17 protein-coding genes, 1 tRNA gene and 1 pseudogene are annotated in these 26,131 nt (G+C 41.5%); 16 read left to right on the top strand and 3 right to left on the bottom strand.

Features of this window, described 5'->3' with window-relative positions; genetic code table 11:
* Window positions 1-14 precede the first annotated feature (14 nt).
* Window positions 15-767 (top strand): deoxyribose-phosphate aldolase, encoded by a 753-nt coding sequence (deoC, locus tag AOR04_RS16110; protein ID WP_096793888.1) that lies wholly within the window; start codon window positions 15-17, stop codon window positions 765-767.
* A pseudogene (locus AOR04_RS16105) lies at window positions 751-1,266 on the top strand (hypothetical protein). The gene deoC and the pseudogene AOR04_RS16105 overlap by 17 nt, the downstream one beginning before the upstream one ends.
* Before the next feature lie 37 nt (window positions 1,267-1,303).
* On the opposite strand, the gene AOR04_RS16100 reads toward AOR04_RS16105, so the two are convergent.
* Window positions 1,304-2,434 carry a CsgG/HfaB family protein gene (locus AOR04_RS16100; RefSeq protein ID WP_096793887.1) on the bottom strand — a complete coding sequence of 377 codons (1,131 nt, stop codon included), beginning with the start codon at window positions 2,432-2,434 and terminating at the stop codon, window positions 1,304-1,306.
* A 133-nt stretch (window positions 2,435-2,567) separates the two neighbouring features.
* Entirely contained in the window at window positions 2,568-6,551 is a 3,984-nt protein-coding gene (locus tag AOR04_RS16095; protein WP_096793886.1) for a hybrid sensor histidine kinase/response regulator transcription factor, read from the bottom strand.
* Window positions 6,552-6,811: 260 nt separating this feature from the next.
* On the opposite strand from AOR04_RS16095, the gene AOR04_RS16090 reads away from it, so the two are divergent.
* The 14 genes from AOR04_RS16090 to AOR04_RS16025 all read left to right on the top strand — a co-directional run bounded on the left by AOR04_RS16090 (window position 6,812) and on the right by AOR04_RS16025 (window position 25,650).
* A tRNA-Trp gene (locus AOR04_RS16090) sits at window positions 6,812-6,888 on the top strand.
* A 131-nt stretch (window positions 6,889-7,019) separates the two neighbouring features.
* The gene (gene secE / locus AOR04_RS16085; protein ID WP_002958877.1) at window positions 7,020-7,397 is read left to right on the top strand and encodes a preprotein translocase subunit SecE; all 378 of its coding nucleotides are present in this window, start codon (window positions 7,020-7,022) and stop codon (window positions 7,395-7,397) included.
* 4 nt (window positions 7,398-7,401) lie between these two features.
* Window positions 7,402-7,965 (top strand): transcription termination/antitermination protein NusG, encoded by a 564-nt coding sequence (gene nusG, locus AOR04_RS16080; RefSeq protein WP_007378450.1) that lies wholly within the window; start codon window positions 7,402-7,404, stop codon window positions 7,963-7,965.
* 214 nt (window positions 7,966-8,179) lie between these two features.
* Window positions 8,180-8,608 carry a 50S ribosomal protein L11 gene (gene rplK / locus AOR04_RS16075; RefSeq protein ID WP_002958879.1) on the top strand — a complete coding sequence of 143 codons (429 nt, stop codon included), beginning with the start codon at window positions 8,180-8,182 and terminating at the stop codon, window positions 8,606-8,608.
* Window positions 8,609-8,611: 3 nt separating this feature from the next.
* Window positions 8,612-9,316 carry a 50S ribosomal protein L1 gene (rplA, locus tag AOR04_RS16070; RefSeq protein WP_007378451.1) on the top strand — a complete coding sequence of 235 codons (705 nt, stop codon included), beginning with the start codon at window positions 8,612-8,614 and terminating at the stop codon, window positions 9,314-9,316.
* A gap of 323 nt (window positions 9,317-9,639) precedes the next feature.
* Window positions 9,640-10,134, top strand: coding sequence for a 50S ribosomal protein L10 (rplJ, locus tag AOR04_RS16065; protein ID WP_007378452.1), 495 nt, complete (start codon window positions 9,640-9,642; stop codon window positions 10,132-10,134).
* Between the two features lie 74 nt (window positions 10,135-10,208).
* Entirely contained in the window at window positions 10,209-10,571 is a 363-nt protein-coding gene (gene rplL, locus AOR04_RS16060) for a 50S ribosomal protein L7/L12 (RefSeq protein ID WP_002958882.1), read from the top strand.
* Window positions 10,572-10,843: 272 nt separating this feature from the next.
* A complete protein-coding gene (rpoB, locus tag AOR04_RS16055) occupies window positions 10,844-14,869 on the top strand; it encodes a DNA-directed RNA polymerase subunit beta (protein WP_007378453.1) in 4,026 nt (1,341 codons plus the stop codon).
* A gap of 104 nt (window positions 14,870-14,973) precedes the next feature.
* Window positions 14,974-19,149 carry a DNA-directed RNA polymerase subunit beta' gene (gene rpoC / locus AOR04_RS16050; protein ID WP_008133458.1) on the top strand — a complete coding sequence of 1,392 codons (4,176 nt, stop codon included), beginning with the start codon at window positions 14,974-14,976 and terminating at the stop codon, window positions 19,147-19,149.
* 194 nt (window positions 19,150-19,343) lie between these two features.
* Window positions 19,344-19,718, top strand: coding sequence for a 30S ribosomal protein S12 (rpsL, locus tag AOR04_RS16045; RefSeq protein ID WP_002958885.1), 375 nt, complete (start codon window positions 19,344-19,346; stop codon window positions 19,716-19,718).
* Window positions 19,719-19,815: 97 nt separating this feature from the next.
* Entirely contained in the window at window positions 19,816-20,286 is a 471-nt protein-coding gene (gene rpsG / locus AOR04_RS16040) for a 30S ribosomal protein S7 (RefSeq protein ID WP_010555004.1), read from the top strand.
* A gap of 27 nt (window positions 20,287-20,313) precedes the next feature.
* Window positions 20,314-22,428 (top strand): elongation factor G, encoded by a 2,115-nt coding sequence (gene fusA / locus AOR04_RS16035; protein WP_008133459.1) that lies wholly within the window; start codon window positions 20,314-20,316, stop codon window positions 22,426-22,428.
* A gap of 62 nt (window positions 22,429-22,490) precedes the next feature.
* A complete protein-coding gene (gene tuf, locus AOR04_RS16030; protein ID WP_008133488.1) occupies window positions 22,491-23,675 on the top strand; it encodes an elongation factor Tu in 1,185 nt (394 codons plus the stop codon).
* Between the two features lie 499 nt (window positions 23,676-24,174).
* Window positions 24,175-25,650 (top strand): NAD(P)H-hydrate dehydratase, encoded by a 1,476-nt coding sequence (locus tag AOR04_RS16025; protein ID WP_096793885.1) that lies wholly within the window; start codon window positions 24,175-24,177, stop codon window positions 25,648-25,650.
* 22 nt (window positions 25,651-25,672) lie between these two features.
* Here AOR04_RS16025 and AOR04_RS16020 read toward each other — a convergent pair whose 3' ends face one another.
* Window positions 25,673-26,122, bottom strand: coding sequence for a VOC family protein (locus AOR04_RS16020; protein ID WP_096793884.1), 450 nt, complete (start codon window positions 26,120-26,122; stop codon window positions 25,673-25,675).
* Window positions 26,123-26,131: the final 9 nt, after the last annotated feature.

The raw sequence follows: 26,131 nt of genomic DNA, 5'->3' as shown, positions 1-26,131 counted from the left end.
GCAAGGGAGTCTACATGGCACAACAACAAAAAGAAGCTGCATTAGCAGTCGCACTGATGGATTTAACAAGCTTAAACACCAGCGATACAACTACAGACATTCAAGCGCTTGTTAATAGTATAAATCCGACGTTGGGCACGCCTGCCGCCGTATGTGTTTATAGCGACTTTGTTGATGATGCAAAAATAGCACTCGCAGCGCGTGAGCTTAACCATGTAAAAGTGGCAACAGTCACTAACTTCCCAACGGGTGATGCACCACTAAGTGATGTAATTAACGAAACACTTATTGCAATAGAGCGCGGCGCGGATGAGATTGATTTGGTTATTCCTTATAAAAAACTCATAGCGGGCGATGCTCAAGCAGTACTTAGCTATGTAAGTGAAAGCAAAAAAGCGTGTGGGTCGCGCGCGCAACTCAAAGTAATAATTGAAAGCGGTGAACTTAAAACCGAAGCGCTAATAACACAGGCTACTCAATTGGCAATTAAAGGCGGTGCTGATTTTGTAAAAACCAGTACGGGTAAAGTCGCTGTAAATGCCACGCTTGAATCAACAAAAATTATGCTCAGTGCAATTAAAAATACTGGTAAGCATATTGGCTTTAAAGCCGCCGGTGGTGTTAAAACAGTGGTTGATGCCAGTGATTATTTAGCGCTTGCACGCGCGATAATGGGTGACGATTACCTGCAAGCAAATACATTTAGGTTTGGTGCTTCAAGCTTACTGAATGATGTTTACAAGGTGTTGAATGAAACGCAGCAGTGATGAGGAAAAGCGTCAGTTAGAGCATGATGCGGCTAAATTGTTTTTACGCTGTTATGAGCAACAGCAAGGTATTCATATGCGTAATATTTGGCATAATGAGCCGAATAAACCTGACGTTAGTTGTTATCAAGAGAATGAACAGCTTGATATAGAAATTGCTCATCTATATGCCAGCTAAACAGAAGCGATGGCTGTTTTAGGACGCCCGCTGTCAATGCAAATGCAACGAGATTTGGCAGACATGGCACAAAAGCCAAGTGAACACAGATTGCGGGCTGCATTAGAGCGGTTGCTGAAACAAAAAGCGAAAAAACGTTACTATTCAGAGCGTACTTGGCTTGTTATTCGTAACGCGAGTACTATTTGGCGCAAAGCTGACTTTGAAGCCGTGATCGATGACCTTAACTTTCCAAGAACCTATCAATTTGAGCAAATTTGGTTAGTGTGTGATTTTTATCGTGGTGAGTTATTACGTGTGGATGAAAAACGGCCTATATAACAGCCGTTTTCAATTTTAAGCTTAAAGCTAATACTGATTAATTAAACTTAAACATGTTGCCTATACTTTCGAGGCTAGATTTGTTCGTTTTGGCAATACAACCACTATCATCAAGTGACTTTTTAGTTGTTTCATCAGCTAAACCCGTTACCTTTAGTTTTTTGTCTTGTTGGTACTCACGAAGTGCAATAACTGTTTTACGATCATACTCAACATCCTGTGTTTCAAATTCTTCATAATCAGGCTGGTTTCTTAGGTAGCCCAAACATACCAAGCTTAGGCGCGACATTGCTAAATCCATTTTTTCATAATGCGGCATTCTATGAGTGGGTACATCAACTGTTACAGCGCTCTTGCTGGCTGCTTTTGCGCGTTTAGTAGCTGGTGGCGGCGCAGTGTAACCCGGTGCTAACGTGTTGTTACTGTTATAGCGATAGTAGGTATCTGGAATTTTAGTTTCTAAAAACTCAACCGCTTTAATAATAACTTCACGCAGGGCTTTTTCTTTAGGGGTATCAGACCATCCACTAATATTGCCACCAACGAGTGCGCCACCAAAATTGGTTGCAGCGCCTGTGAAATCAAAATCTTTACTACCCCCTTCAACACTCGTTGCAGCTAAAATGCGTGATGTGCGAGTATCTATAAGGCGTAGATCAATTGCCATATGTGAACCCGAAAAACCGGCAGATACAGAGCTAAATACATCACCGATAAAGCCGCCACTGCCAACACTTGCACCAGAGCTATCGTCATCAAATTCTGTTACCGCAGCAATCACGACTATTTCAGCACCTTCAATCTCGCCATAAGCAGCACCCGATGAAGCGCTAACGCGACCTGAGGCTGCTAGGTCTTGTTCTGATAAAACAGCATCAAGCGCTTGGCGCTCTAAAACAATAAAGCGGTTTGTTGATACTAGAGCCGTAGTTAATTGATCAGCCATACCGTCGCCTATTTCTTTGCGCCACCATTTTGAGTTGTTAGATTTATCGGTAAAGCGTGCGACAGCAATACGAGCTTTAGGACCATTGTATTGTTCTTGTGCAACTGCATTTATGTCTAGTGAGTTTTGACCTGAAGTGACATTTGTAGAGGTGCTTTGACAAGCGCTCAGAGTGGTCGTTAATAGTGCCGTTAATAATAGTTTTTGTGGTGCTTTTAACATATGACTGTCCTTAATTAATATGCTTAAAGGAAATGTTGTGCATTTCCTTCAATATTTATATTCATGTTAATTTAGTTAAATCAGTAGGTTAAAAATAGTACTGGTGCGAAATATTTAGTCACACAGGCGAAATTTATGAGGATTTTTCACGAAACTGTTTTGGGGACATGTTATATTTTGATTTAAAGCAGCGGGCAAAGTAGCTTTGTGAATTAAAGCCAACTTGCTGTGCTACTAAACCAATCGCAAGCTCACTATTTTTTAAAAGCTCTTGTGCAAATTCTAAGCGAATGTTTCGAATGTAATCGCTTGGTGTTAGGTTGTACAAGGCTTTCATTTTTAATTGTAAAGCGCGAGGGCTAAGATAAAGCGCAGCTGCAAATTCTTCCACGTTAAACGCTTCGTCTTGATAATGCTCTTTTACTGTCGTTTTTACACGCTCGGTAAATACATAATCTTTACTTTGCGCCATTTGTGGGTCGAGCTCGATTGTTTGTGATAAAGCAGGTAGTTGTTGTTTTAAATTTTGATTGAGTACTTCTCTAATCGTTAATAATCCTTGAACGCGGCTTAATAACAGCTGTGGTTCGAAGGGTTTACTTAAATAATCATCAGCAAGTAAGTCCAGGCCCTTTAATTTGCTGCGCGTATCAGCCTTTGCTGAAAGTAATAACACCGGAATATGGCTAATAGCCGTGTCGCTGCGCAGTGCTTTAATAAACTGATAGCCATCCATAATAGGCATCATTACATCACTTATTACCAAGTCAGGCATTTCGCTTTTACATAAAGCTAAACCTAGCTCTCCGTTAACGGCGTTTATACATACGAAGTTGCTAATAAAGAGTGACGTTAGTAAATCACGCATTTCATCGTTGTCTTCGATAATAAGAATTTTATTGTTTTTTACTGCACATAAATTATTGCTTTTAGATACAGCAAGAGCAGTAAGGTCAGAGGTTTCGACTACTTGAGTTATTGGGAGTGAAATAGTGAAGCAACTTCCTTTGTTTAATTCACTTTTAAGTTCAATGGTTCCTTCATATTGCTCAACTAGCTGCTTTATAAGTGCTAAGCCAATACCGCTACCGCTTTGATTACTCGTATCTATGCGTGTAAATCGTTGGAAAACTGCCTCGAGGTGCTTTTTATCTATACCAACACCAGTGTCTGAGACTATGAGGGTTAATATTTGTTTTTGAGTTAATAGCTGAAGTAATACTTTACCTCCGTTCGGGGTGTATTTTTGGGCGTTACTTAATAAGTTACTGATAATAGAAACTGTATGATTTGGCTCTAATTCAATGAGAATATTTTTTTGCGTTAAATCTTCAAACTCGAACGTAATATTTTTTTGTTTAAATAAAGGAGTGAAATCTTCGATTAATTGTTCAACTACCGGATTTATAGCATAGGGTGTTACGTGTTTCACTGCAGTGCTTGGGCGCTGACTGAGCTGTAAAAGTTGGTTTATTTGATCCAATAGCTTATGGCTATTACGTTGAATCATCGCTAGTTTTTGTTGGGTGTCTGAATCTTTATGACTTTTTAGTAAACTATCAAGTGGCGCTAATATTAAGCTCAATGGTGTTTTAAGTTCATGGCTAACGTTATCTAATAGCTGGGTTTTTAAGCTGCTAAGTTCTCTCTCTTTTAAGTTTGCTTGCTCTGCAACTTTAGCTCTATACCTTGCTGTTATAATTAACCACATTATAAATAATACGATAATGATGTAAGTGACATAAGCAACATTGTTCTTCCACCAGGGTGGAGTAACCGTAAGCGCAACCATCGTTTTATCATCACTCCATTGGCCGTATTGGTCTTTAACTTTTACAATAAAGTGATAGCTTCCTGCGGGAAGTTGAGAATAGCTAACTTGCCTCTGATTTTTGTTTGCGTATAAAAACTGCTTATCTAATCCAGCTAACTTGTAAGCATATTGGTATTGAGAAGGGGGCTCTGCACTGTTTAAAGCAGAAAACTTAAAACCGATAACACTGTCTTCTTCTTTAAAAAAGAGTCTGTCTGTATAGCTTATAAGCTTAGCCGCTTGAGTCTTGTTTTTTATATATTGCTGCGTCGCGACTGACTGGTTATAAATAAGTAAGTCTGTAATAACGGGTTCTGGAGGTTTGGTTGCTAGAGTTAGTTTTAACGGATCAAATTGATTAAAACCGTTAATACCACCAAAAAATAGCTCGCCGTCATTCGCTTGAAAAGCGGCGCCTAAAATAAAAGAATGATGCTGTATACCGTTTGCGGGTAAAAAATGCTGCATTTGTTGGGTTTGAGGAGCGTAACGGGTTAGGCCTTGGTTGCTGCTTAGCCACAAGTAACCGCTGCTGTCTTGTTTAATTGCAAAAATATTATCGTTAAGCAAGCCATCGAACTCTGTAATGTTTATTACTTTGTTTGTTTGGATATTTAACTTATTTAACCCGCCAAAAGTACCTACCCATAAAGTGTTTTTATCTTGTAAATGCAAGGATGTAACCATGTCATGCGTTAAACTATTAGGCTTTTTAAGATCGCTTTGGTAATGAGTGAAAGTTTCATCATTTAAAGAAAATTTATTTAATCCTACGCGGGTTCCAGCCCATATCGCGTTGTTGTCGCTATCATAAGTAACACTAAAAACAGTATTATTTGAGATGCTATTTTTATCTGCGCTGTATTTAAAGTGTGTAACTTGCAATGTATCGGGATTAAATCGCGTTAATCCTTCATTACTGCCCAGCCACAAATTACCAATATGGTCGCCCTCGATTGCATAAATACGGTTACTGCTGAGTTGGTGACTTTGCATAGTAAAAGCTGAAAAGCTATCATTAACTGGGTTATAAAGCAGTAAACCACCTCCATACGTGCCTACCCATATGCGCTTATTGGCATCTTCATAAAGACTAAATATATTGTTATTAGTTAGGCCAATATTGTGGTTTTTATCTGCTTTATAGTGTTTAAATCCAGTGTCAGTTTGTTTGTTAAGTCCGTCGCGCGTGCCCACCCAGAGTATGTTGTTACTATCTTTGAGTATTGCTCTTACAAAGTCATTCGAAATCGAAGCCGAGTTATTGCTTTGATGCTTTTGATGACCAAACTGAATCTGTCTTTTATCATAGCGATGTAACCCATAACCATCTGTACCAATCCAAATAATCCCTTTAGGGTCTTGGTAAAGTGACAATAAGTGGTCGTTAGCTAAGCCATGCTTTAAATTTGGAGAGTAAGTAAGTTGCTGAAACTGTTTACTTAATAAAATATCTTTAGTTTGATAATAAAGACCATGGCCATAAGTGCTTACCCATAGGTTTTTTTCATCATCAATAAGCATATCAGTTACCCAAACATTTTTGAGTTGCTCAAAGTTATAAAATGCGAGTGTGTTTAAGTCAAAAACACTTAGACCAGTTTTGCCTCCTATAATAAATTTGCCGTTTGGTGCTTTTTTTAATTGCCAGAGCTGTTTAGGGCTATTAGGTATGTATGTGAACTGATTTGTTTTTGAATCGAACTTAATAAGCCCAATATTACTTGCTAACCAAAGGTTTTTTTTATCATCAAAAAGCATATCTTTAAAAACAACATTTAATTGATTTGTGCTCTGATAAGAAAATAACTCGGTAGTACCTGTTTTTGTATTTAACCGAGTAAGTTGCCCTTTATCGTGACCAATCCAAATTGTTTCTGGGGAGTTAGAGGTTATTGTTGAAATGCGTTGGTTTGTAATAGAGGGGGTTGAATACTGGTTAAAAACACTAAAACTTCCTGTTTCAGTATTTAATAAGTTGAGGCCGTTACTTGTCGTCGCAAACCAAAGTTGGCCGTTTTCTAAATTCAGGCAGTCTGTAATCCAATTCCCCGAAATACTCGATTGTGAAGGATTGAATTTATAGTGTTTAAATTCATATCCATCGAATCGGTTTAAGCCGCCTTGGGTCGAAAACCAATGAAACCCCTTTTCATCAGTGGTACTGCAGGTGATTGAATTTTGAGATAAACCTTGTTCATTTGTATATGTATCTAAGTACAGTGGTAGGGCGAGCGAGCTAGTATGAAATAATAATAAAAGGCTGATGACTTTATATTTTATGATTGTTTTAATTGCTTTCACAGACTTCCTATCTATTGTGAATCCCTTAGGGAGCGTTGACCTTTGTGGATTGAAATTTGTTCAATCTAGGGGCGATTTAGTCGCGCCGCGAGTTTTGTAGCCTAGTGGGCTAAGTAAAAACCGAGTATCTGGTCAATCATAAACTGCTTTTTAATCAATGTTAAGATTGATTTTTCAATGCAATGTTGAGATTTTGCATTGTGGGTATCTTTTAGGCTTGTGTTAATGAACTGCGTAAGTATAATAGGCATCCACTTTGCAGGGGCGTAGTTCCAATTGGTAGAACAGCGGTCTCCAAAACCGATGGTTGGGAGTTCGAGTCTCTCCGCCCCTGCCAGTTTTACTTGTGATTGAGTAGTCTGAGATTAAAAACCGGTTTAAATTAAGTCTGTTTTTAAGTTTAGATTTTAATGGATTAACCCTGCCGTAGTGTAGGGTTGTTGTGTCTGTAGTTAAGGTAATAATATTATGAGCACGAATGTAGAAACACCATCAAGTGCGATGGAGTCAGTAAAGTGGTTAGTAGCAATCGCGCTACTTGCAGGCGCAGTTGTTGGTAATCATATGTATGCAGATCAATCTGTATTACTACGTGCTATCGGCGTTGTTGTTGCAATAGCGGCCGGATTAGCAATTGCCTCACAAACATTTAAGGGACGTAACTTTCTTGCTTTCGCTAAAGAAGCTCGAATTGAAGTACGCAAAGTTATTTGGCCAACTCGCCAAGAAACTACCCACACGACATTAATTGTAATGGTTGCAACAGTGATTATGGCACTTATCCTTTGGGGATTAGATGGCATTTTATTCCGCGCTGTTGGCTTTTTAACTGGATTGGAGATCTGATCCCATGTCGGATGAGAACGAGAACAAAGAAATTAAATTACGTTGGTACGTAGTACAGGCTTTTTCTGGTTACGAAAAGCGTGTAGCACAAACGTTAATTGAACATATCAAAATTGAAGGTCTTGAAGCGAGCTTTGGTGAGATATTAGTACCAACTGAAGAAGTTGTTGAGATGCGTGCTGGTCAAAAGCGTAAGTCTGAGCGTAAATTCTTCCCAGGTTATGTATTAGTACAAATGGATATGAACGACGCAAGCTGGCACTTAGTGAACAGCACTGAACGCGTAATGGGCTTTATTGGTGGAACGTCTGATCGTCCAGCTCCAATTAGTCCTAAAGAAGCAGAACGCATTCTTAATCGTTTACAAGAAAATGCTGAAGCACCTAAACCTGCTACATTATTTGAACCAGGTGAAGTTGTACGCGTTACAGATGGACCATTTGCAGACTTCAGTGGTGTAGTTGAAGAAGTTGACTACGAAAAAAGCCGCGTAAAAGTTTCTGTACTTATTTTTGGTCGTTCTACGCCAGTTGAGCTTGAATTTGGTCAAGTTGAACAAGATAAGTAATTGATTAAAAAAGCTTCGCCACTATTTTTTTTAAATTTTGGCACGAAGCTTGAAAAAGGCCGCTGATTATCTTATAATCAGCGGCCTTTTTGTATTAAGGTAAAATTTATTTTTACTGTGCAAAAAGTACGAAACCAATTTTTAAACTGGGAAGCCGTTAGAGTACGCGTCCTCGCGCGCACAAGGCTGAGACCCACCAAATGAGGTATTTATAATGGCTAAAAAAGTTGAAGCTCTAATCAAGCTACAAGTTGCCGCTGGTATGGCTAATCCTAGTCCTCCAGTAGGTCCTGCACTAGGTCAACACGGTGTAAACATCATGGAATTCTGTAAAGCGTTTAACGCACGTACAGAGTCTATCGAAAAAGGCGCTCCAGTTCCTGTAGTGATCTCTGTTTACGGTGACCGTTCATTTACGTTCGACATGAAAACGCCACCTGCTGCTTACTTACTTAAGAAAGCTGCTGGTATCAAGTCAGGCTCAGGCCGTCCTAACACTGATAAAGTAGGCACAGTAACTCGTGCTCAACTTGAAGAGATCGTTGAGACAAAACGAACTGACCTTACAGCTGCCGATATGGACGCAGCGGTTCGCACTATCGCAGGTTCTGCGCGTGCGATGGGCTTGAACGTAGAGGACTAAGAAATGGCTAAATTAACTAAACGTATGCGTACTATCCGCGAAAAAGTGGAAGTAACTAAAGATTACGAAATCAATGAAGCAGTTGCTCTTTTAAAAGAGTTAGCGACAGCTAAATTCGTAGAAAGTGTTGACGTTGCCGTTAACCTTGGTATCGATGCTCGTAAATCTGATCAAAACGTTCGTGGTGCTACTGTACTACCTAACGGTACTGGTCGCGACGTTCGTGTTGCTGTATTCACACAAGGCGCTAACGCAGAAGCTGCGAAAGAAGCTGGTGCTGAATTAGTAGGCATGGAAGATCTTGCTGAGCTAGTTAAAAAAGGCGAGATGAACTTTGACGTTGTTGTTGCATCACCAGACGCTATGCGTGTTGTTGGTCAACTAGGTCAAATCTTAGGCCCACGTGGTCTAATGCCAAACCCTAAAACTGGTACTGTAACGCCTAACGTTGCAGAAGCAGTTAAAAATGCTAAAGCTGGTCAAGTACGTTACCGTAATGACAAGAATGGTATCATCCATACTACTATTGGTAAGGTTGATTTCACAGCTGAGCAACTTCAACAAAACCTTGAGTCACTAATTGTTGCACTTAAGAAGGCTAAGCCTTCTCAAGCTAAAGGTGTTTACTTGAAAAAAGTAACTATCTCTACAACAATGGGCGCAGGTGTTTCTGTTGACCAAAGCACTTTAACTACAACTGTAGCTTAATTTAGTGTTTACATGGCGTGAAATTTGTACTATAATTTCGCGCCATTTTGTTGATTAATTTATTAGTCGGCAAAGTAAAGAATTCGGGTTGAAGTCCATAATTTCGTTAAGCCTTAGGGTTTAACGATAAATTGGGCTTCCGTCCAAGACCGTAGGTGGCTCCGGCCTTAATATTCACCTACGTAGACGGTGTAGACCCCAGATAGATTTTTCCTAATCCTTCTGGCTCTCGCCGTAAAAAGCATCTCTACTTTGTTTGGTAGGGAAGAGTAAAACAGGGGAATCCGATAATCGGTATCCCCATTAAACCAGGAGTAACACCCATGGCTTTAAATCTTCAAGGCAAAAAAGCAATAGTTGCTGAAGTCAACGAAGCAGCCAATGGTGCTCTATCTGCAGTTGTTGCAGATTCTCGTGGTGTAACAGTTGGCGCAATTACTGCCCTTCGTAAAGAAGCTCGTGCAAACGGTGTTTGGATGAAAGTTGTCCGTAACACTTTAGCAAAACGTGCTCTTGAAGGAACAGATTTTGAGTGTCTTTCTGATTCATTTGTTGGTCCAAGCTTAATCGCTTTCTCATCAGAGCACCCAGGTGCTGCTGCGCGTATCTTTTCAGATTTCGCGAAAAAGAATGAGAAATTCGAGATAAAAACGGCCGCTTTTGAAGGAAATGTTGTTAATGCAGCAATGCTTGCTACATTACCTACATACGATGAAGCTGTTGCACGCTTAATGAGTGCTATGAAAGAAGCGTCTGCTGGCAAATTGTGTAAAACAATTGAAGCAGTACGTCTACAGAAAGAAGAGCAAGCTGCTTAATTTTAAGCTGTTTAATCACTTTCGGTGTAAAATTTATTTGGACGTAATGTCCGTTAATTATTAGGAAATTTGTAATGTCTGTATCTAAAGACCAAATCCTTGACGCAATTGCTGAAATGTCAGTAATGGACGTTGTTGCTCTTATCGAAGCAATGGAAGAAAAATTCGGCGTAACTGCTGCAGCTGCAATGGTAGCTGGTCCAGCTGCTGAAGCTGCTGAAGAGAAAACAGAATTTGACGTAATCCTTACTGGCGCTGGCGCTAACAAGGTTTCTGCAATCAAAGCTGTTCGTAGCGCAACTGGCCTTGGCCTTAAAGAAGCGAAAGCTCTTGTTGAAGCTGCTCCTACACCTGTTAAAGAAGGTGTATCTAAAGAAGAAGCTGAAGCACTTGCAAAAGATCTTACTGAAGCTGGTGCTGAAGTTGAGGTTAAGTAATTTAGCTTTTGCTAAGTTCGCTGCCTGAGAAATCAGGCAAGGGCTGGTGATTATTTAATCACCGGCCTTTTTGCGCTATAGAGTGATCCACTCTTTTAGTTCAAATAAAATCTGATTTTTTCTTTACTTTCAACGCTTTATAGTTTGCTAGTGTTAAAGTGGGATCTAATTAGAACAACAGTTAAATGTTGTAAAAATCTTGGCATAGCTGCCAGTTAAGTCTGTTCTTACAAGAACAGGTCGGGTCAAAGATCAGCAAGCTGAGGAACCCCATGGCTTACTCTTATTCTGAAAAGAAACGTATCCGTAAGGATTTTGGTAAACGTCCACAAGTTTTGGATATACCTTTTTTACTGTCTACACAGTTAGAATCGTTTAAAAAATTCTTAGTGCCGGACGCTGATGGCGATCATGGTTTGGAAGCTGCCTTCCGTTCTGTGTTCCCTATTAAAAGCTACTCGGGAAATTCTGAGCTTCAATACGTAAGTTATCGTATTGGTGAGCCAGTTTTCGATGTAAAAGAATGTCAAATTCGCGGTGTGACTTATTCTGCTCCACTTCGCGTGAAACTGCGTCTTGTTGTTATGGACAAAGAAGCTCCAGGCACAGTTAAAGACATTAAAGAGCAAGAAGTTTACATGGGCGAAATTCCGCTCATGACCGATACCGGTACCTTTGTAATCAATGGTACAGAGCGTGTTATCGTTTCTCAGCTACACCGTAGCCCTGGTGTATTCTTTGATAACGACCGCGGTAAAACTCATTCATCAGGTAAAGTATTATATAACGCACGCGTTATTCCTTACCGTGGTTCATGGTTAGACTTCGAATTTGATGCAAAAGATAACTTATATGTACGTATTGACCGTCGTCGTAAATTACCGGCGTCTATCATCCTACGTGCACTTGAGTACTCTAGTGAAGAAATCCTAGAAATCTTCTTCGACAACACGACGTTTGAAGTAGCTGACGGTAAAGTTCTTATGGAACTTGTGCCTTCGCGTTTACGTGGTGAAACTGCCGCTTTTGATATCAAGAGCGAAGACGGTGAAGTATTTGTTGAAAGCGGTCGTCGTGTTACGGCTCGCCACATCAAGAGCATCGAGAAGAAAGGCATTAACCGCCTAGAAGTACCTCATGAGTACATTATTGGCCGTATTATAGCTAAAAACTACGTTGACGAGTCAACGGGTGAAGTTATAGCAAGCGCGAATGATGAACTAACTCTTGAGCTAATGGCTGAATTGGTTAAAGCTGGTTACACTAAAATTGATACGTTATATATCAATGAAGTGGACAGCGGTGCTTACATGTCAAATACATTGAATATTGACTCTTCAAGCAGCCGTTTAGAAGCACTAGTAGAAATTTATCGCATGATGCGCCCAGGCGAGCCACCGACGAAAGACGCGGCTGAAGCCTTATTCCAGAACTTATTCTTCTCTGAAGAACGTTATGACTTATCTACTGTAGGTCGTATGAAGTTCAATAGCCGTGTTGGTTACGATACAGACACAGGCCCAGGCACATTAAGCAAAGAAGACATCGTGTCTGTTATGAAAGTATTAATTGCTATTCGTAACGGTCAAGGCGATGTTGATGATATCGATCACTTAGGCAACCGTCGTATACGTAGTGTTGGCGAAATGGCTGAGAACCAATTCCGTGTTGGTCTAGTACGTGTAGAGCGTGCTGTACGTGAGCGTTTAAGCTTAGGTGACCTTGACGCAATAATGCCACAAGATCTTATTAACGCTAAGCCTATTTCGGCTGCTGTTAAAGAGTTCTTCGGCTCGTCTCAGTTATCACAGTTTATGGACCAAAATAACCCACTATCAGAAGTTACGCACAAACGTCGTATTTCTGCATTAGGTCCGGGCGGTCTAACTCGTGAACGTGCAGGCTTTGAAGTACGTGACGTTCACGTAACTCACTATGGTCGCGTATGTCCAATCGAGACTCCTGAGGGTCCAAACATCGGTCTAATTAACTCATTGTCTACGTACGCACGTACAAATGACTACGGTTTCTTAGAAACACCTTACCGTAAAGTGGTAGACGGTGTTGTAACTGATGAAGTTGATTACCTATCAGCCATTGAAGAAGGTCAGTTTGTTATCGCACAGGCGAATTCAAACTTAACTGAAACCAATGAGTTTGTAGATGAACTTATTCCATGTCGTCACAAAGGTGAATCTACCTTTATGGGTCGTATGGATCAGCAATATATGGATGTATCACCACAACAGGTGATCTCTGTAGCGGCAGCACTTATCCCGTTCCTAGAACACGATGATGCTAACCGTGCATTGATGGGTTCAAACATGCAACGTCAAGCAGTACCAACATTGAAAGCGGATAAGCCGTTAGTAGGTACAGGTATTGAGTTAACACTAGCGAAAGATTCTGGTGTTACTATCGTTGCAAAACGTGGTGGTGAAGTAATGTATGCTGACGCAAGTCGCATCGTTGTAAACGTACATGAAGAAGAACGCGTTCCTGGCGAAGCGGGCATCGACATTTACAACTTAACCAAATACACACGTTCTAACCAAAATACATGTATTAACCAAAAACCAACTTGTATGGTTGGCGAACCAGTTACTCGTGGTGACGTGTTAGCAGATGGTCCTTCGACTGACTTAGGTGACTTAGCCCTTGGTCAAAACCTTCGCGTGGCATTCATGCCATGGAACGGTTATAACTTCGAAGATTCAATCTTACTATCAGAGCGCGTAGTTGAAGAAGATCGTCTAACGACTATCCATATTCAAGAACTACAGTGTGTTGCCCGTGATACTAAATTAGGTCCTGAAGAGATCACCGCAGATATCCCGAACGTGGGTGAATCTGCACTAGGCAAGCTTGATGAATCAGGTGTTGTTTATATTGGTGCTGAAGTTAAAGGCGGCGATATTCTAGTAGGTAAAGTGACTCCTAAAGGCGAGACACAGCTGACACCTGAAGAGAAGCTTCTACGAGCTATCTTCGGCGAAAAAGCGTCTGACGTTAAAGACAGCTCTTTACGTGTACCAAATTCTGTAACTGGTACTGTAATTGACGTACAAGTCTTCACCCGTGATGGTGTTGAAAAAGACAAACGTGCGTTAGAAGTTGAAGATATGCAGCTTCGCGAAGCGAAGAAAGACTTCAACGAAGAGTTCCGTATTTTAGAAGCTGGCGTTTTAGGACGTGCTCGCAAGTTACTTGTTGATGCAGGCTTCGAAGAAGACAAACTAACGTCACTGAATGCTGAAAAACTACTTACTCAAAGCCTTGCACAAGAAGACAAGCAGGCTGAACTTGAGCAACTAGCTGCACAGTACGATGAGCTTAAAGCTGAATACGATAAAAAGTTTGAAAATAAACGTCGTAAAATTACCCAAGGTGATGACTTAGCACCAGGCGTACTTAAGATTGTTAAAGTATACCTTGCTGTTAAACGTCGTATTCAACCAGGTGATAAAATGGCGGGTCGTCATGGTAACAAAGGTGTTATCTCGACTATCGTACCAGTAGAAGATATGCCTTACGATGATAAAGGTCGTACGGTAGATATCGTATTGAATCCACTAGGTGTACCATCACGTATGAACATCGGTCAGATCCTTGAAACACATATGGGTCTAGCTGCACGTGGTATCGGTGAACGTATTGAAGAAATGATGAAAGAGCAACGTGAGCTTCATGAGCTACGTGAATTCATCAAGCAAGCCTACGAAATTGGTGAATCTCGCCAAGTAGTAGATATTGCTAGCTTCACTGATGACGAAATTCGTCGTCTAGCTGAAAACTTAAAAGGTGGTTTACCAATTGCTACTCCTGCATTTGATGGCGCGAAAGAAAGCGAAATCAAAGACATGCTTGAGCTTGGTGGATATCCTCGAAGTGGTCAGGTTACACTTTATGATGGCCGTACTGGCGATCAGTTTGAACGTCAAGTAACTGTAGGTTACATGTACATGCTTAAACTTAACCACTTGGTTGATGATAAGATGCACGCACGTTCTACTGGTTCTTACAGCCTTGTTACTCAGCAGCCGCTGGGTGGTAAAGCACAGTTCGGTGGCCAGCGTTTTGGTGAGATGGAAGTATGGGCACTTGAAGCTTACGGTGCTGCTTACACTCTACAAGAAATGCTAACAGTGAAATCGGATGACGTGAACGGTCGTACTAAGATGTATAAAAACATCGTTGATGGTAACCATAAAATGGAACCAGGTATGCCAGAATCGTTCAACGTATTGTTGAAAGAAATCCGCTCACTGGGTATCAACATCGAGTTGGAAGAAAATTAAGCCAATTAGGTGCTGCAGTTAACGCTGCAGCATCTGTTACGGCTGAATAGAATGTAGGGACGAGATTACCCGTCCTCAAGATTAACTCCGACAGGAGAGCTAAGGTGAAAGACTTACTTAAGTTTCTGAAGCAACAAAATAAGACCGAAGAATTCGATGCAATTCGCATTGGTCTTGCTTCACCAGACATGGTTCGTTCATGGTCATACGGTGAAGTAAAGAAACCTGAGACTATTAACTACCGTACTTTCAAGCCTGAGCGCGATGGCTTATTCTGTGCCCGTATTTTCGGCCCAGTGAAAGATTATGAGTGTTTATGTGGTAAATATAAACGCCTTAAACACCGTGGTGTGATCTGTGAGAAGTGTGGCGTTGAAGTTACACTAACTAAAGTGCGACGCGATCGTATGGGTCATATTGACCTTGCGAGCCCAGTTGCACATATATGGTTTTTAAAATCATTACCGTCACGTATTGGCTTAATGCTTGATATGACGCTTCGTGATATTGAACGTGTTCTTTACTTCGAATCATTCGTAGTGACTGAACCTGGTATGACAACGCTTGAGCGTGGTCAACTATTAGGTGAAGAAGAATACCTAGATGCACTAGAAGAGCACGGTGATGAGTTTGAAGCGAAGATGGGTGCTGAAGCAGTTTTAGACTTGCTTCGTGAACTTGATCTTGCTCAATTAATTGCTGAGATGCGTGAAGAGTTACCAACAATTAACTCTGAAACTAAGCGTAAAAAAATCACTAAACGTCTTAAGTTAATGGAATCGTTCCACCAATCAGGTAATAACCCTGAGTGGATGATCATGACAGTACTTCCAGTATTGCCACCTGATCTACGTCCATTAGTACCATTAGACGGTGGTCGTTTTGCGACATCTGATCTAAATGACCTTTACCGTCGTGTTATTAACCGTAATAACCGTCTTAAACGTCTACTAGATTTAGCAGCACCAGACATTATTGTACGCAACGAAAAACGTATGTTACAAGAAGCGGTAGATGCGCTACTTGATAACGGTCGTCGTGGTCGTGCAATTACAGGTTCTAACAAACGTCCTCTTAAATCTCTTGCTGATATGATCAAGGGTAAGCAAGGTCGTTTCCGTCAGAACTTACTTGGTAAGCGTGTAGATTATTCAGGCCGTTCTGTAATTACAGTAGGTCCTACACTTAAGCTTCACCAATGTGGTCTTCCTAAGAAGATGGCACTTGAGCTATTCAAACCATTCATCTATGGCAAACTAGAGCGTCGCGGCATGGCTACGACGATCAAAGCAGCTAAGAAAATGGTAGAACGTGAAGTTCCGGAAGTATGGGATGTACTTGACGAAGTAATTCGTGAACATCCGGTATTACTTAACCGTGCACCAACACTTCACCGTTTGGGTATCCAAGCGTTTGAGCCTGTGCTTATCGAAGGTAAAGCGATTCATTTGCATCCATTAGTATGTGCGGCGTACAACGCCGATTTCGATGGTGACCAAATGGCGGTACACGTACCGTTAACAATCGAAGCGCAGCTTGAAGCTCGTGCATTGATGATGTCAACAAACAACATTCTATCTCCTGCGAATGGTGAGCCAATCATCGTTCCTTCACAGGATGTTGTATTGGGTCTTTATTACATGACTCGTGACCGCATTAACGCTAAAGGCGAAGGCGCGATATTTAAAGATCCAAAAGAAGCAGAAAAAGCATACCGCAGTGGCAATGCAGACCTTCACGCAATCGTGAAAGTACGTATTAGCCAATCAGTTAAAAACGAAGATGGTGTAGTAGAAGATACTATTACTGTTATCGATACAACTGTCGGTCGTGCAATTTTGTCTCTAATTTTACCAACTGGTATGCCGTTTGCGTCAATCAATCAGCCGCTTGGTAAAAAGCAGATTTCTAGCTTATTGAATGAGTGTTACCGTCGTCTAGGCCTTAAAGACACTGTTGTGTTTGCTGACCAAGTTATGTACACCGGTTTCCATTATGCAATGAAGTCAGGTGTTTCTATCGGTATTGATGACTTAGTTATCCCACCGGTTAAAGCACAGATAATTGAATCAGCTGAAGCTGAAGTTACTGAAATCAACCAACAATTCCAATCAGGTCTTGTAACGGCTGGTGAAAAGTACAACAAAGTTATCGATATCTGGTCACGTGTAAACGAAAACTTATCACGTGAAATGATGTCTAACTTGTCGAAAGACACAGTTATCAATGCAAAGGGTGAAGAAGTAGAGCAACCGTCATTTAACTCAGTGTTTATGATGGCCGACTCAGGTGCTCGTGGTAGTGCTGCACAGATTCGTCAGTTGGCGGGTATGCGTGGTCTAATGGCACGTCCAGATGGTTCAATCATCGAGACTCCAATCACAGCTAACTTCCGTGAAGGTCTAAACGTACTTCAGTACTTCATCTCAACGCATGGTGCGCGTAAAGGTCTTGCCGATACAGCACTTAAAACAGCAAACTCGGGTTACCTAACGCGTCGTCTAGTAGACGTTGCACAAGATTTGGTAATCAATGAAGATGACTGTGGCACAGAAGATGGCTTAACAATGAAACCGCTTATTGAAGGTGGTGATGTTGTAGAAGCGCTTCGCGAACGTGTTTTAGGTCGTGTTGTTGCTGAAGATATTGTAATTCCAGGTACTAATACAGTGCTTGTTGAACGTAATATCATGCTAGACGAAAAACTGTGTGATCTTTTAGAAGAGCATTCAGTAGATGAAGTTCGCGTACGTTCTGTTATCACTTGTGATAATGACTTTGGTGTTTGTGCTAACTGTTACGGTCGTGACCTAGCACGTGGTCATATCATCAACGCTGGTGAATCAGTAGGTGTTATCGCAGCACAGTCAATCGGTGAGCCAGGTACACAGCTTACGATGCGTACCTTCCACATCGGTGGTGCAGCATCTAGAGCGTCTGCAGAAAATAATGTACAAGTTAAAACTAACGGTACGTTAAAACTGCATAACTCTAAATATGTATTAAATACAGACGATAAGATTGTTATTACTTCGCGTTCAACGGAAATTACTATCATCGATAGCCATGGCCGTGAGAAAGAGCGTTATAAAGTACCTTACGGTGCGGTATTAACAGTTAAAGATAATGCAGAAGTTCAAGGTAACGACATCGTTGCTACTTGGGACCCGCATAGTCACCCAATCGTTCTTGAGCATAAATCAAAAGTATCGTTCAGCGATATTGATGACTCAAATACTGAAGCACAGACTGATGAACTAACTGGTTTAACCCGTGTAGTTGTTAAAGACCTTGCTAAAGTAAATACGAAAGAACCAAAGCTTATCATCGAAAGTGAAGAGCGCGGCTTGCAAGAAACACGTCTTCCTTCATTCACAACGATTGAAGTAATTGACGGCGTTACAGCAAACCCAGGTGACGTGTTAGCACGTATTCCGCAAGAAGGTTCGAAAACTCGTGATATCACGGGTGGTCTACCACGCGTAGCCGACTTATTTGAAGCTCGTAAGCCAAAAGATCCAGCTATATTAGCTGAAGTAACTGGTACAATTAGCTTCGGTAAAGAGACTAAAGGTAAGAAGCGTTTAGTTATTACTCCACCAGAAGGTGATCATTACGAAGAAATGATTCACAAGTGGCGTCAACTTAACGTGTTTGAAGGTGAGCAAGTGTCTAAAGGTGAAGTTATCGCCGATGGCCCTGAATCACCACATGACATCTTACGCTTACGTGGTGTGACTCATGTTGCTAACTACATCGTTAACGAAGTGCAAGAGGTTTACCGTTTGCAAGGCGTTAAGATCAATGACAAGCACATTGAAACAATTATCCGTCAAATGTTACGTAAATGTACCATTATACACGGTGGTGATACTGACTTTTTAGCTGGTGAACAAATCGAAGTGGCGCGCGTTAATATCGCAAACCGTGACCTTGAAAAACAAGGTAAGATCCCAGCTAAGTTTGAAATCCAATTAATGGGTATCACAAAAGCATCACTAGCAACAGAATCTTTCATCTCTGCAGCGTCTTTCCAAGAGACAACACGTGTTCTTACAGATGCGGCAGTGAATGGTAAGAGCGATGAGCTTCGCGGTCTTAAAGAAAACGTAATTGTGGGTCGTTTGATCCCAGCCGGTACCGGTTTTGCGTATCATCAAGAACGTATGGCTCGCCGTAAACAAAGCAAAGTAGTCGTAGAAGAGCAAACAGTAAGTGCAGAAGAGGCAACTCAAGCACTTACAGACGCTCTAAATGCTGATTTGTCTGGAAATCAATAAACTGTTCTTAATCAATAGATTAAGTAATCGTAAGGCAGTTATATGCTGTCTTGCGATTAGTTTAGGTTGACAGGTTAAACTTTGCTCATTAAAATTCCGCCACCCATTTACTTGTGTGCTTAATGCAGGCTCGTAAATAAAGGGCGGATTTTTTATTTTTTTCAGTAGTAATTTTAATTTCAGGAGCTATTTAAATGGCAACTATTAACCAGCTAGTGCGTAAGCCACGCCGTAGCAAGGTTACGAAAAGTAACTCAGCTGCACTAAAAGCGTGTCCGCAAAAGCGCGGTGTATGTACTCGCGTATATACAACTACACCTAAGAAACCAAACTCGGCGTTACGTAAAGTAGCACGTGTACGTTTAACTAACGGTTTCGAAGTAACTTCATACATTGGCGGTGAAGGTCATAACCTTCAAGAGCATAGTGTAATCCTAATCCGTGGTGGTCGTGTTAAAGATTTACCAGGTGTGCGTTTTCACACTGTTCGTGGTGCACTTGACTGTGCAGGCGTTAGCGATCGTCGTCAAGCTCGTTCTAAATACGGTGCAAAACGCCCTAAAGGGTAATTGTATTCCGTTAGTAAGGCCAAGCACTAAATATTTATAATTATTGTTTTGGGTGATTGACTCGAAAGAGCAAACCTGAATAAACCGGAGATACAAAATGCCTAGAAGACGCGTAATCGGTCAACGTAAAATTCTTCCAGATCCTAAGTTCGGATCGGAACTTCTTGCTAAATTCGTTAACATCGTGATGTTAGACGGCAAGAAATCTACTGCTGAAAAAATTGTTTATGGTGCGCTAGACGTGGCTGCTGAGAAATCAGGCAAGTCGCACCTAGAAATCTTTGAAACTGCACTTGATAACATCCGCCCACAGGTAGAGGTTAAATCTCGCCGTGTTGGTGGTTCAACTTATCAAGTACCAGTTGAAGTACGTCCAGTTCGTCGTAACGCATTAGGTATGCGTTGGTTAGTAGACGCTGCACGTAAGCGTGGCGAAAAATCTATGGGCTTACGTTTAGCTCAAGAAATCGTTGACGCTTCTGATAATAAAGGCACTGCGGTTAAGAAACGTGAAGACGTTCACCGTATGGCTGAAGCGAATAAAGCATTCGCTCATTACCGTTGGTAATCTGTCTTTAACCTTTAAGAGGATCATATGGCACGTACAACTCCACTTGAGCGCTATCGTAATATAGGTATTGTTGCTCACGTAGATGCAGGCAAAACCACCACAACAGAACGTGTTCTGTTCTACACGGGTCTTTCTCATAAGATCGGTGAAGTACATGATGGCGCTGCAACTATGGATTGGATGGAGCAGGAACAAGAGCGTGGTATCACAATCACTTCTGCTGCAACAACGTGTTTTTGGAAAGGGATGGATGCTCAATTTGACGCCCATCGTATCAATATTATTGATACTCCAGGACACGTAGATTTCACTATCGAAGTAGAGCGTTCTTTACGCGTACTAGATGGTGCGGTAGTTGTTCTTTGTGCTTCATCTGGTGTACAGCCGCAAACTGAGACAGTTTGGCGTCAAGCGAACAAATACGAAGTTCCGAGAATGATCTTCGTAAATAAAATGGATCGCACGGGCGCTGACTTCTTAGCTGTGGTTAGCCAGGTGAAATCTCGTCTTGGAGCAACGCCTGTTCCAATTCAGTTGCCTGTAGGCGCTGAGGACGACTTTAAAGGTGTTATTGACCTTATAAAAATGAAAGTGATTAACTGGAACGAAGCGGACCAGGGTATGACTTTCTCTTATGAGGCAATACCGGCAGAGCTTCTGGAATTGGCTGAAGAATGGCGCTCTCATTTAGTTGAAAGCGCTGCTGAAGCCTCAGAAGAACTAATGGATAAATACTTAGAAGGTGAAGAGTTAAGTGAAGCAGAAATTAAAAATGCTTTACGTCAACGAACATTAGCTAATGAGATTGTTCCAGTTACTTGTGGTAGCGCATTTAAAAACAAAGGCGTTCAAGCTGTGCTTGATGGCGTTGTTGAATATATGCCGTCACCAGAACAAGTGAAACAAATCCAAGGTATCTTAGAAAATGGTACTGAGGAAGAACGTCCGGCTAATGATAAAGCGCCGTTTGCTGCACTCGCTTTTAAGATTGCAACAGACCCGTTTGTTGGGACCTTGACCTTTTTCCGTGTTTACTCTGGTACTGTTAAACAGGGTGACACGGTATATAATCCAGTAAAAAGTAAGCGTGAGCGACTTGGCCGTATCGTACAGATGCATTCAAACTCTCGTGAAGAGATCAAAGAAGTTTTCGCAGGCGACATCGCGGCAGCTATTGGTCTTAAAGACGTAACAACAGGTGAAACACTGTGTGATCCGAATTCTATTATTACGCTTGAGCGTATGGAATTCCCTGAACCAGTAATCTCTATTGCGGTTGAGCCTCGCACTATAGCTGACCAAGATAAGATGGGTATCGCGCTAGGAAAACTAGCTGCTGAAGACCCTTCTTTTCGCGTACAAACTGACGAAGAATCAGGCCAGGTTATAATCTCTGGCATGGGTGAACTTCACCTAGATATCATCGTCGACCGTATGAAACGTGAATTCAGTGTTGAATGTAACGTTGGTAAGCCGCAGGTCTCATACCGAGAAGCTATTCGTTCAACTGTTAAAGTTGAAGGGAAGTTTATACGTCAGTCAGGTGGTCGTGGCCAATATGGACACGTTTGGATTAAACTTGAACCGATGGATATTACGGATGATGAGTCACCAATTTACGAGTTCGTTAACGAAACCGTAGGTGGTTCTGTTCCTAAAGAGTTCGTCCCTGCGGTAGACAAAGGTATCCAAGAGCAAATGTCTCAAGGTGTACTGGCAGGCTACCCATTACTTGGCGTTAAAGCGACTTTATATGATGGTTCATTCCATGATGTAGATTCGAATGAAATGGCATTTAAAATAGCAGGTTCACTGGCAATGAGAGATGGGGCGCTTAAAGCTAACCCTGTACTTTTAGAGCCAGTAATGAAGGTTGAAGTACTCACTCCTGATTCAAATATGGGTGATGTAGTTGGCGACTTAAACCGTCGTCGCGGCATAATCGAAGGCATGGAAGATGCATTAGGTGGGCTTAAGCAAATTAATGCGCAGGTTCCTCTTTCTGAAATGTTTGGTTATGCGACTGCTTTACGATCTGCAACTCAGGGCCGTGCCTCATACTCTATGGAGTTTGTGAAGTACGCTGAAGCCTCTAAAAATGTTGCAGATACAATAATTTCAGCTCGCGCTGTTATATAATTTTAGCTTGTCTGGCTCAATAGTGAGTCAGGCTTTAATTTCTTTATTAGGAATTTTTTAAGATGGCAAAAGAAAAGTTTGAACGCGTAAAACCGCACGTAAACGTTGGTACAATCGGCCACGTTGACCACGGTAAAACTACACTAACTGCAGCAATCACTAACGTACTTGCAAAAGTATACGGCGGTGTTGCTAAAGATTTCGCATCAATCGACAACGCTCCTGAAGAGCGCGAACGTGGTATCACTATTTCAACGTCTCACGTTGAATACGATACTCCTTCACGTCACTACGCACACGTAGATTGTCCTGGTCACGCCGATTATGTTAAAAACATGATCACTGGTGCTGCTCAAATGGACGGCGCGATCTTAGTAGTTGCTGCGACAGATGGCCCTATGCCACAAACACGTGAGCACATCCTTCTTTCTCGTCAAGTTGGCGTTCCTTACATCATCGTGTTCATGAACAAATGTGACATGGTAGATGACGAAGAGCTACTTGAACTAGTAGAAATGGAAGTTCGTGAACTTCTTTCAGAATACGATTTCCCAGGTGATGACTTACCTCTAATCGCTGGTTCTGCGCTTAAAGCGTTAGAAGGCGAGAAAGAGTGGGAAGATAAGATTGTTGAGCTTGCAAACGCACTTGATTCTTACATCCCAGAGCCAGAGCGTGACATCGATAAGCCTTTCATCATGCCTATCGAAGACGTTTTCTCAATCCAGGGTCGTGGTACTGTTGTAACTGGTCGTGTTGAAGCTGGTATCATCCGCATCAATGACGAAGTAGAAATTGTTGGTATCAATGATACAACTCGTTCTACTTGTACTGGTGTTGAAATGTTCCGTAAGCTTCTTGACGAAGGTCGTGCTGGCGAAAACATCGGCGCACTTCTACGTGGTACTAAGCGTGAAGACGTTGAACGTGGTCAAGTACTAGCTAAGCCTGGTTCAATCAACCCACATACTACATTCACTTCAGAAGTATACGTACTTTCTAAAGATGAAGGTGGTCGTCATACTCCATTCTTCAAAGGTTACCGTCCACAGTTCTACTTCCGTACAACTGACGTAACAGGTGACGTACAGTTACCAGATGGCGTAGAAATGGTAATGCCTGGTGATAACATCAAGATGACAGTAACTCTAATCGCACCAATCGCGATGGATGAAGGTCTTCGTTTTGCTATCCGTGAAGGTGGCCGTACTGTAGGTGCTGGTGTTGTAGCAACTATCGTAGCGTAATAATTAGCTTTAAAGTTAATTGTTATAAAAAGGTCACTTAGGTGGCCTTTTTTAATGCCTGAAGAAAAGTGTCATATGAAGGTGGCGCTCTTACCCTAGGCGTAGGTACTTTGTAGCAACGTTCAAAGCGTAATAATTAACTTTTAAGTTAATTGTTATAAAAAGGTCACTCAGGTGGCCTTTTTTAATGCCTGAAGAAAAGTGTCATATGAAGGTGGCGCTCTTACCTTAGGCGTAGGTACTTTGTAGCAACGTTCAAAGCGTAATTATTAGCCTAGCTAATTATTACCAAAAAGCCCGAGCCTAGTTTCGGGCTTTTTAATGTCTAAAATAAAGTGCCATATAAAAGCGGTATTCCTACCTTTGTTCCAGAGTGGCTTTTTATTTAAATATTTACCTCCTAACACAGCTACATAAAATACAAAAAATTAATTACTAATCTAGCCGATAGATTTGAGTCTTGATAAAGTAAAATTAGAGCCAGTTAAGGGGAATATTTATGTTGAACCAAACTCTATTTAGCGCCGAGCAAGTGAGAGACAATGAAGCTTTAGCTGCTAAAAATAGTCATTGTGATTTATTTACCCTAATGCAGCGTGCAGGAGAGGCTGTATATAAGCAATGGCAGTTATTTGATGCGCAGCATACATTAGTCATTGTTGGCCATGGTAACAATGCTGGAGACGGTTACATTGTAGCTAGGCTGATCAAGCAATCAGGTAAAAATGTAACAGTATGTGCTGCTGAACCCGAAAAAACATTAAAAGGTGATGCTGCAAAAGCGCAGCAGCTATGGATAGAAGCGGGTGGGGTGGTTTCTCATTTTACAAAAGATGCTCTCAATGAGTGCGATATCGTTATTGATGCGCTCCTTGGTACTGGCCTTAATAGCGCCGTGCGCGATAATTTTGCGAATATAATTAACGCGGTAAATAACAGTGGTAAGCCCGTAATAAGCATTGATATTCCATCAGGCATTGAAGCAAATACAGGACAGCCTTTAGGATGTGCAGTACAAGCGACTTCAACCGTTACTTTTGTAGGTATAAAGCAAGGGCTCACAACGACGGCAGGTAAACAATATAGCGGTAAGTTAGTATTTGATGACTTAGCAATTGGCGATGCGTTTACTTGTATCGCTCAATCTTCCGGAACCCTTGTTAATATTAATAGCTTTAAAGGAATAGCCACGCGGGCAATCAATAGTCACAAAGGCAGCCACGGTAAACTTTTATGTGTTGGTGGCAATCAAGGTACTGCAGGTGCAATTAGGTTAAGTAGTGAAGCAGCTCTTAGAACGGGTGCTGGCATGGTAAGAGTGTATACACACGAAAGCTCAATAACGCCTATTAGTATTGGCAGACCAGAGCTTATGGTAAGCAGTAATAACTTACATCAAGCGCTAGGGTGGGCAAGTTGCGTTGTTATTGGCCCAGGACTTGGGCAAGATGAATGGGCACAACAAACGTTCGATGAAGTAATGCAATATTGCCAAAACAATAAAATGCCATTGGTTATAGATGCAGACGCCCTTAATTTACTCGCTAAGCAAGCTTCATCATATATGTTAGAGCAATGCGTACTTACGCCACATCCAGGCGAAGCTTCACGACTGCTAAGTGTTAGCACCAGCGAAATAGAATCAGACCGCTTTAATTATTCCCGCCTTTGCGCCAAGCGCTATAACGCGACTTGTGTATTAAAAGGCGCAGGAACATTAATAGATAATGCCCAGCACACGTGGGTGTGTGAAGATGGCAACCCAGCACTGGCAGTTGGCGGCAGTGGCGATGTACTTACCGGTATTATTGGTGCTTTACTTGCTCAAGGTTTAACTATTGATGAAGCAGCACGCTATGGTGTAACACTGCATGCTAAAGCCGGTGATATCGCAAGTGAGCGAGACGGGCAAAGGGGAATGCTACCCAGTGATTTATTTCCAATTGTAAGAGAATTAGTAAATAAAGTGACGTGAGTTTAAGCGTCACTTTACATAACTAATTATTAAGCTGCAGTAAATCCCACTTTGTACCATATAAGTCTTCAAAAACCACTACGGTGCCATAGGGTTCTGCTCTAGGTTCTTCGTTAAATGTAACGCCTTTAGAAAGCATTAAATTATAATCTCGCCAAAAGTCATTGGTATGCAAAAATAAAAACACGCGACCACCTGTTTGGTTACCAATAGCACTCATTTGTTCGGGCGTTGTGGCTTTAGCAAGCAGTAGATTAGTCCTACTCGAATTAGTCCCGTTTGAACTAGTCCCGTTTGAATTTGGAGGTGAAATTAACACCCAGCGTTTATCATCTCCTAAATCAGTATCATCTCCTAAATCAGTATCCTCGACTAACTCAAAGTTGAGCTTTTGAGTATAAAACTCAATGGCATCGTCGTAGTCCTTAACAACTAATGCAATGCTGCCAATATGCTGTTGAACGTTAGTCATGTTTAGCTC

This window comes from Pseudoalteromonas sp. 1_2015MBL_MicDiv (assembly GCF_002407505.1).
GTDB classification, from domain to species: domain Bacteria; phylum Pseudomonadota; class Gammaproteobacteria; order Enterobacterales; family Alteromonadaceae; genus Pseudoalteromonas; species Pseudoalteromonas fuliginea.
Note: the sequence above shows the minus strand (reverse complement) of the source record. Positions and strands in the feature narration are given on the sequence as shown.

Bases quoted from the DNA above. Each gene is read 5' to 3' on its own strand.
- fusA (WP_008133459.1), top strand. From the start codon at position 20,314: ATGGCACGTACAACTCCACTTGAGCGCTATCGTAATATAGGTATTGTT.
- rpsL (WP_002958885.1), top strand. From the start codon at position 19,344: ATGGCAACTATTAACCAGCTAGTGCGTAAGCCACGCCGTAGCAAGGTT.
- rpoB (WP_007378453.1), top strand. From the start codon at position 10,844: ATGGCTTACTCTTATTCTGAAAAGAAACGTATCCGTAAGGATTTTGGT.
- AOR04_RS16025 (WP_096793885.1), top strand. From the start codon at position 24,175: ATGTTGAACCAAACTCTATTTAGCGCCGAGCAAGTGAGAGACAATGAA.
- rplJ (WP_007378452.1), top strand. From the start codon at position 9,640: ATGGCTTTAAATCTTCAAGGCAAAAAAGCAATAGTTGCTGAAGTCAAC.
- nusG (WP_007378450.1), top strand. From the start codon at position 7,402: ATGTCGGATGAGAACGAGAACAAAGAAATTAAATTACGTTGGTACGTA.
- rplA (WP_007378451.1), top strand. From the start codon at position 8,612: ATGGCTAAATTAACTAAACGTATGCGTACTATCCGCGAAAAAGTGGAA.
- rplL (WP_002958882.1), top strand. From the start codon at position 10,209: ATGTCTGTATCTAAAGACCAAATCCTTGACGCAATTGCTGAAATGTCA.
- secE (WP_002958877.1), top strand. From the start codon at position 7,020: ATGAGCACGAATGTAGAAACACCATCAAGTGCGATGGAGTCAGTAAAG.
- AOR04_RS16100 (WP_096793887.1), bottom strand. From the start codon at position 2,434: ATGTTAAAAGCACCACAAAAACTATTATTAACGGCACTATTAACGACC.
- tuf (WP_008133488.1), top strand. From the start codon at position 22,491: ATGGCAAAAGAAAAGTTTGAACGCGTAAAACCGCACGTAAACGTTGGT.
- AOR04_RS16020 (WP_096793884.1), bottom strand. From the start codon at position 26,122: ATGACTAACGTTCAACAGCATATTGGCAGCATTGCATTAGTTGTTAAG.
- rplK (WP_002958879.1), top strand. From the start codon at position 8,180: ATGGCTAAAAAAGTTGAAGCTCTAATCAAGCTACAAGTTGCCGCTGGT.
- rpsG (WP_010555004.1), top strand. From the start codon at position 19,816: ATGCCTAGAAGACGCGTAATCGGTCAACGTAAAATTCTTCCAGATCCT.
- deoC (WP_096793888.1), top strand. From the start codon at position 15: ATGGCACAACAACAAAAAGAAGCTGCATTAGCAGTCGCACTGATGGAT.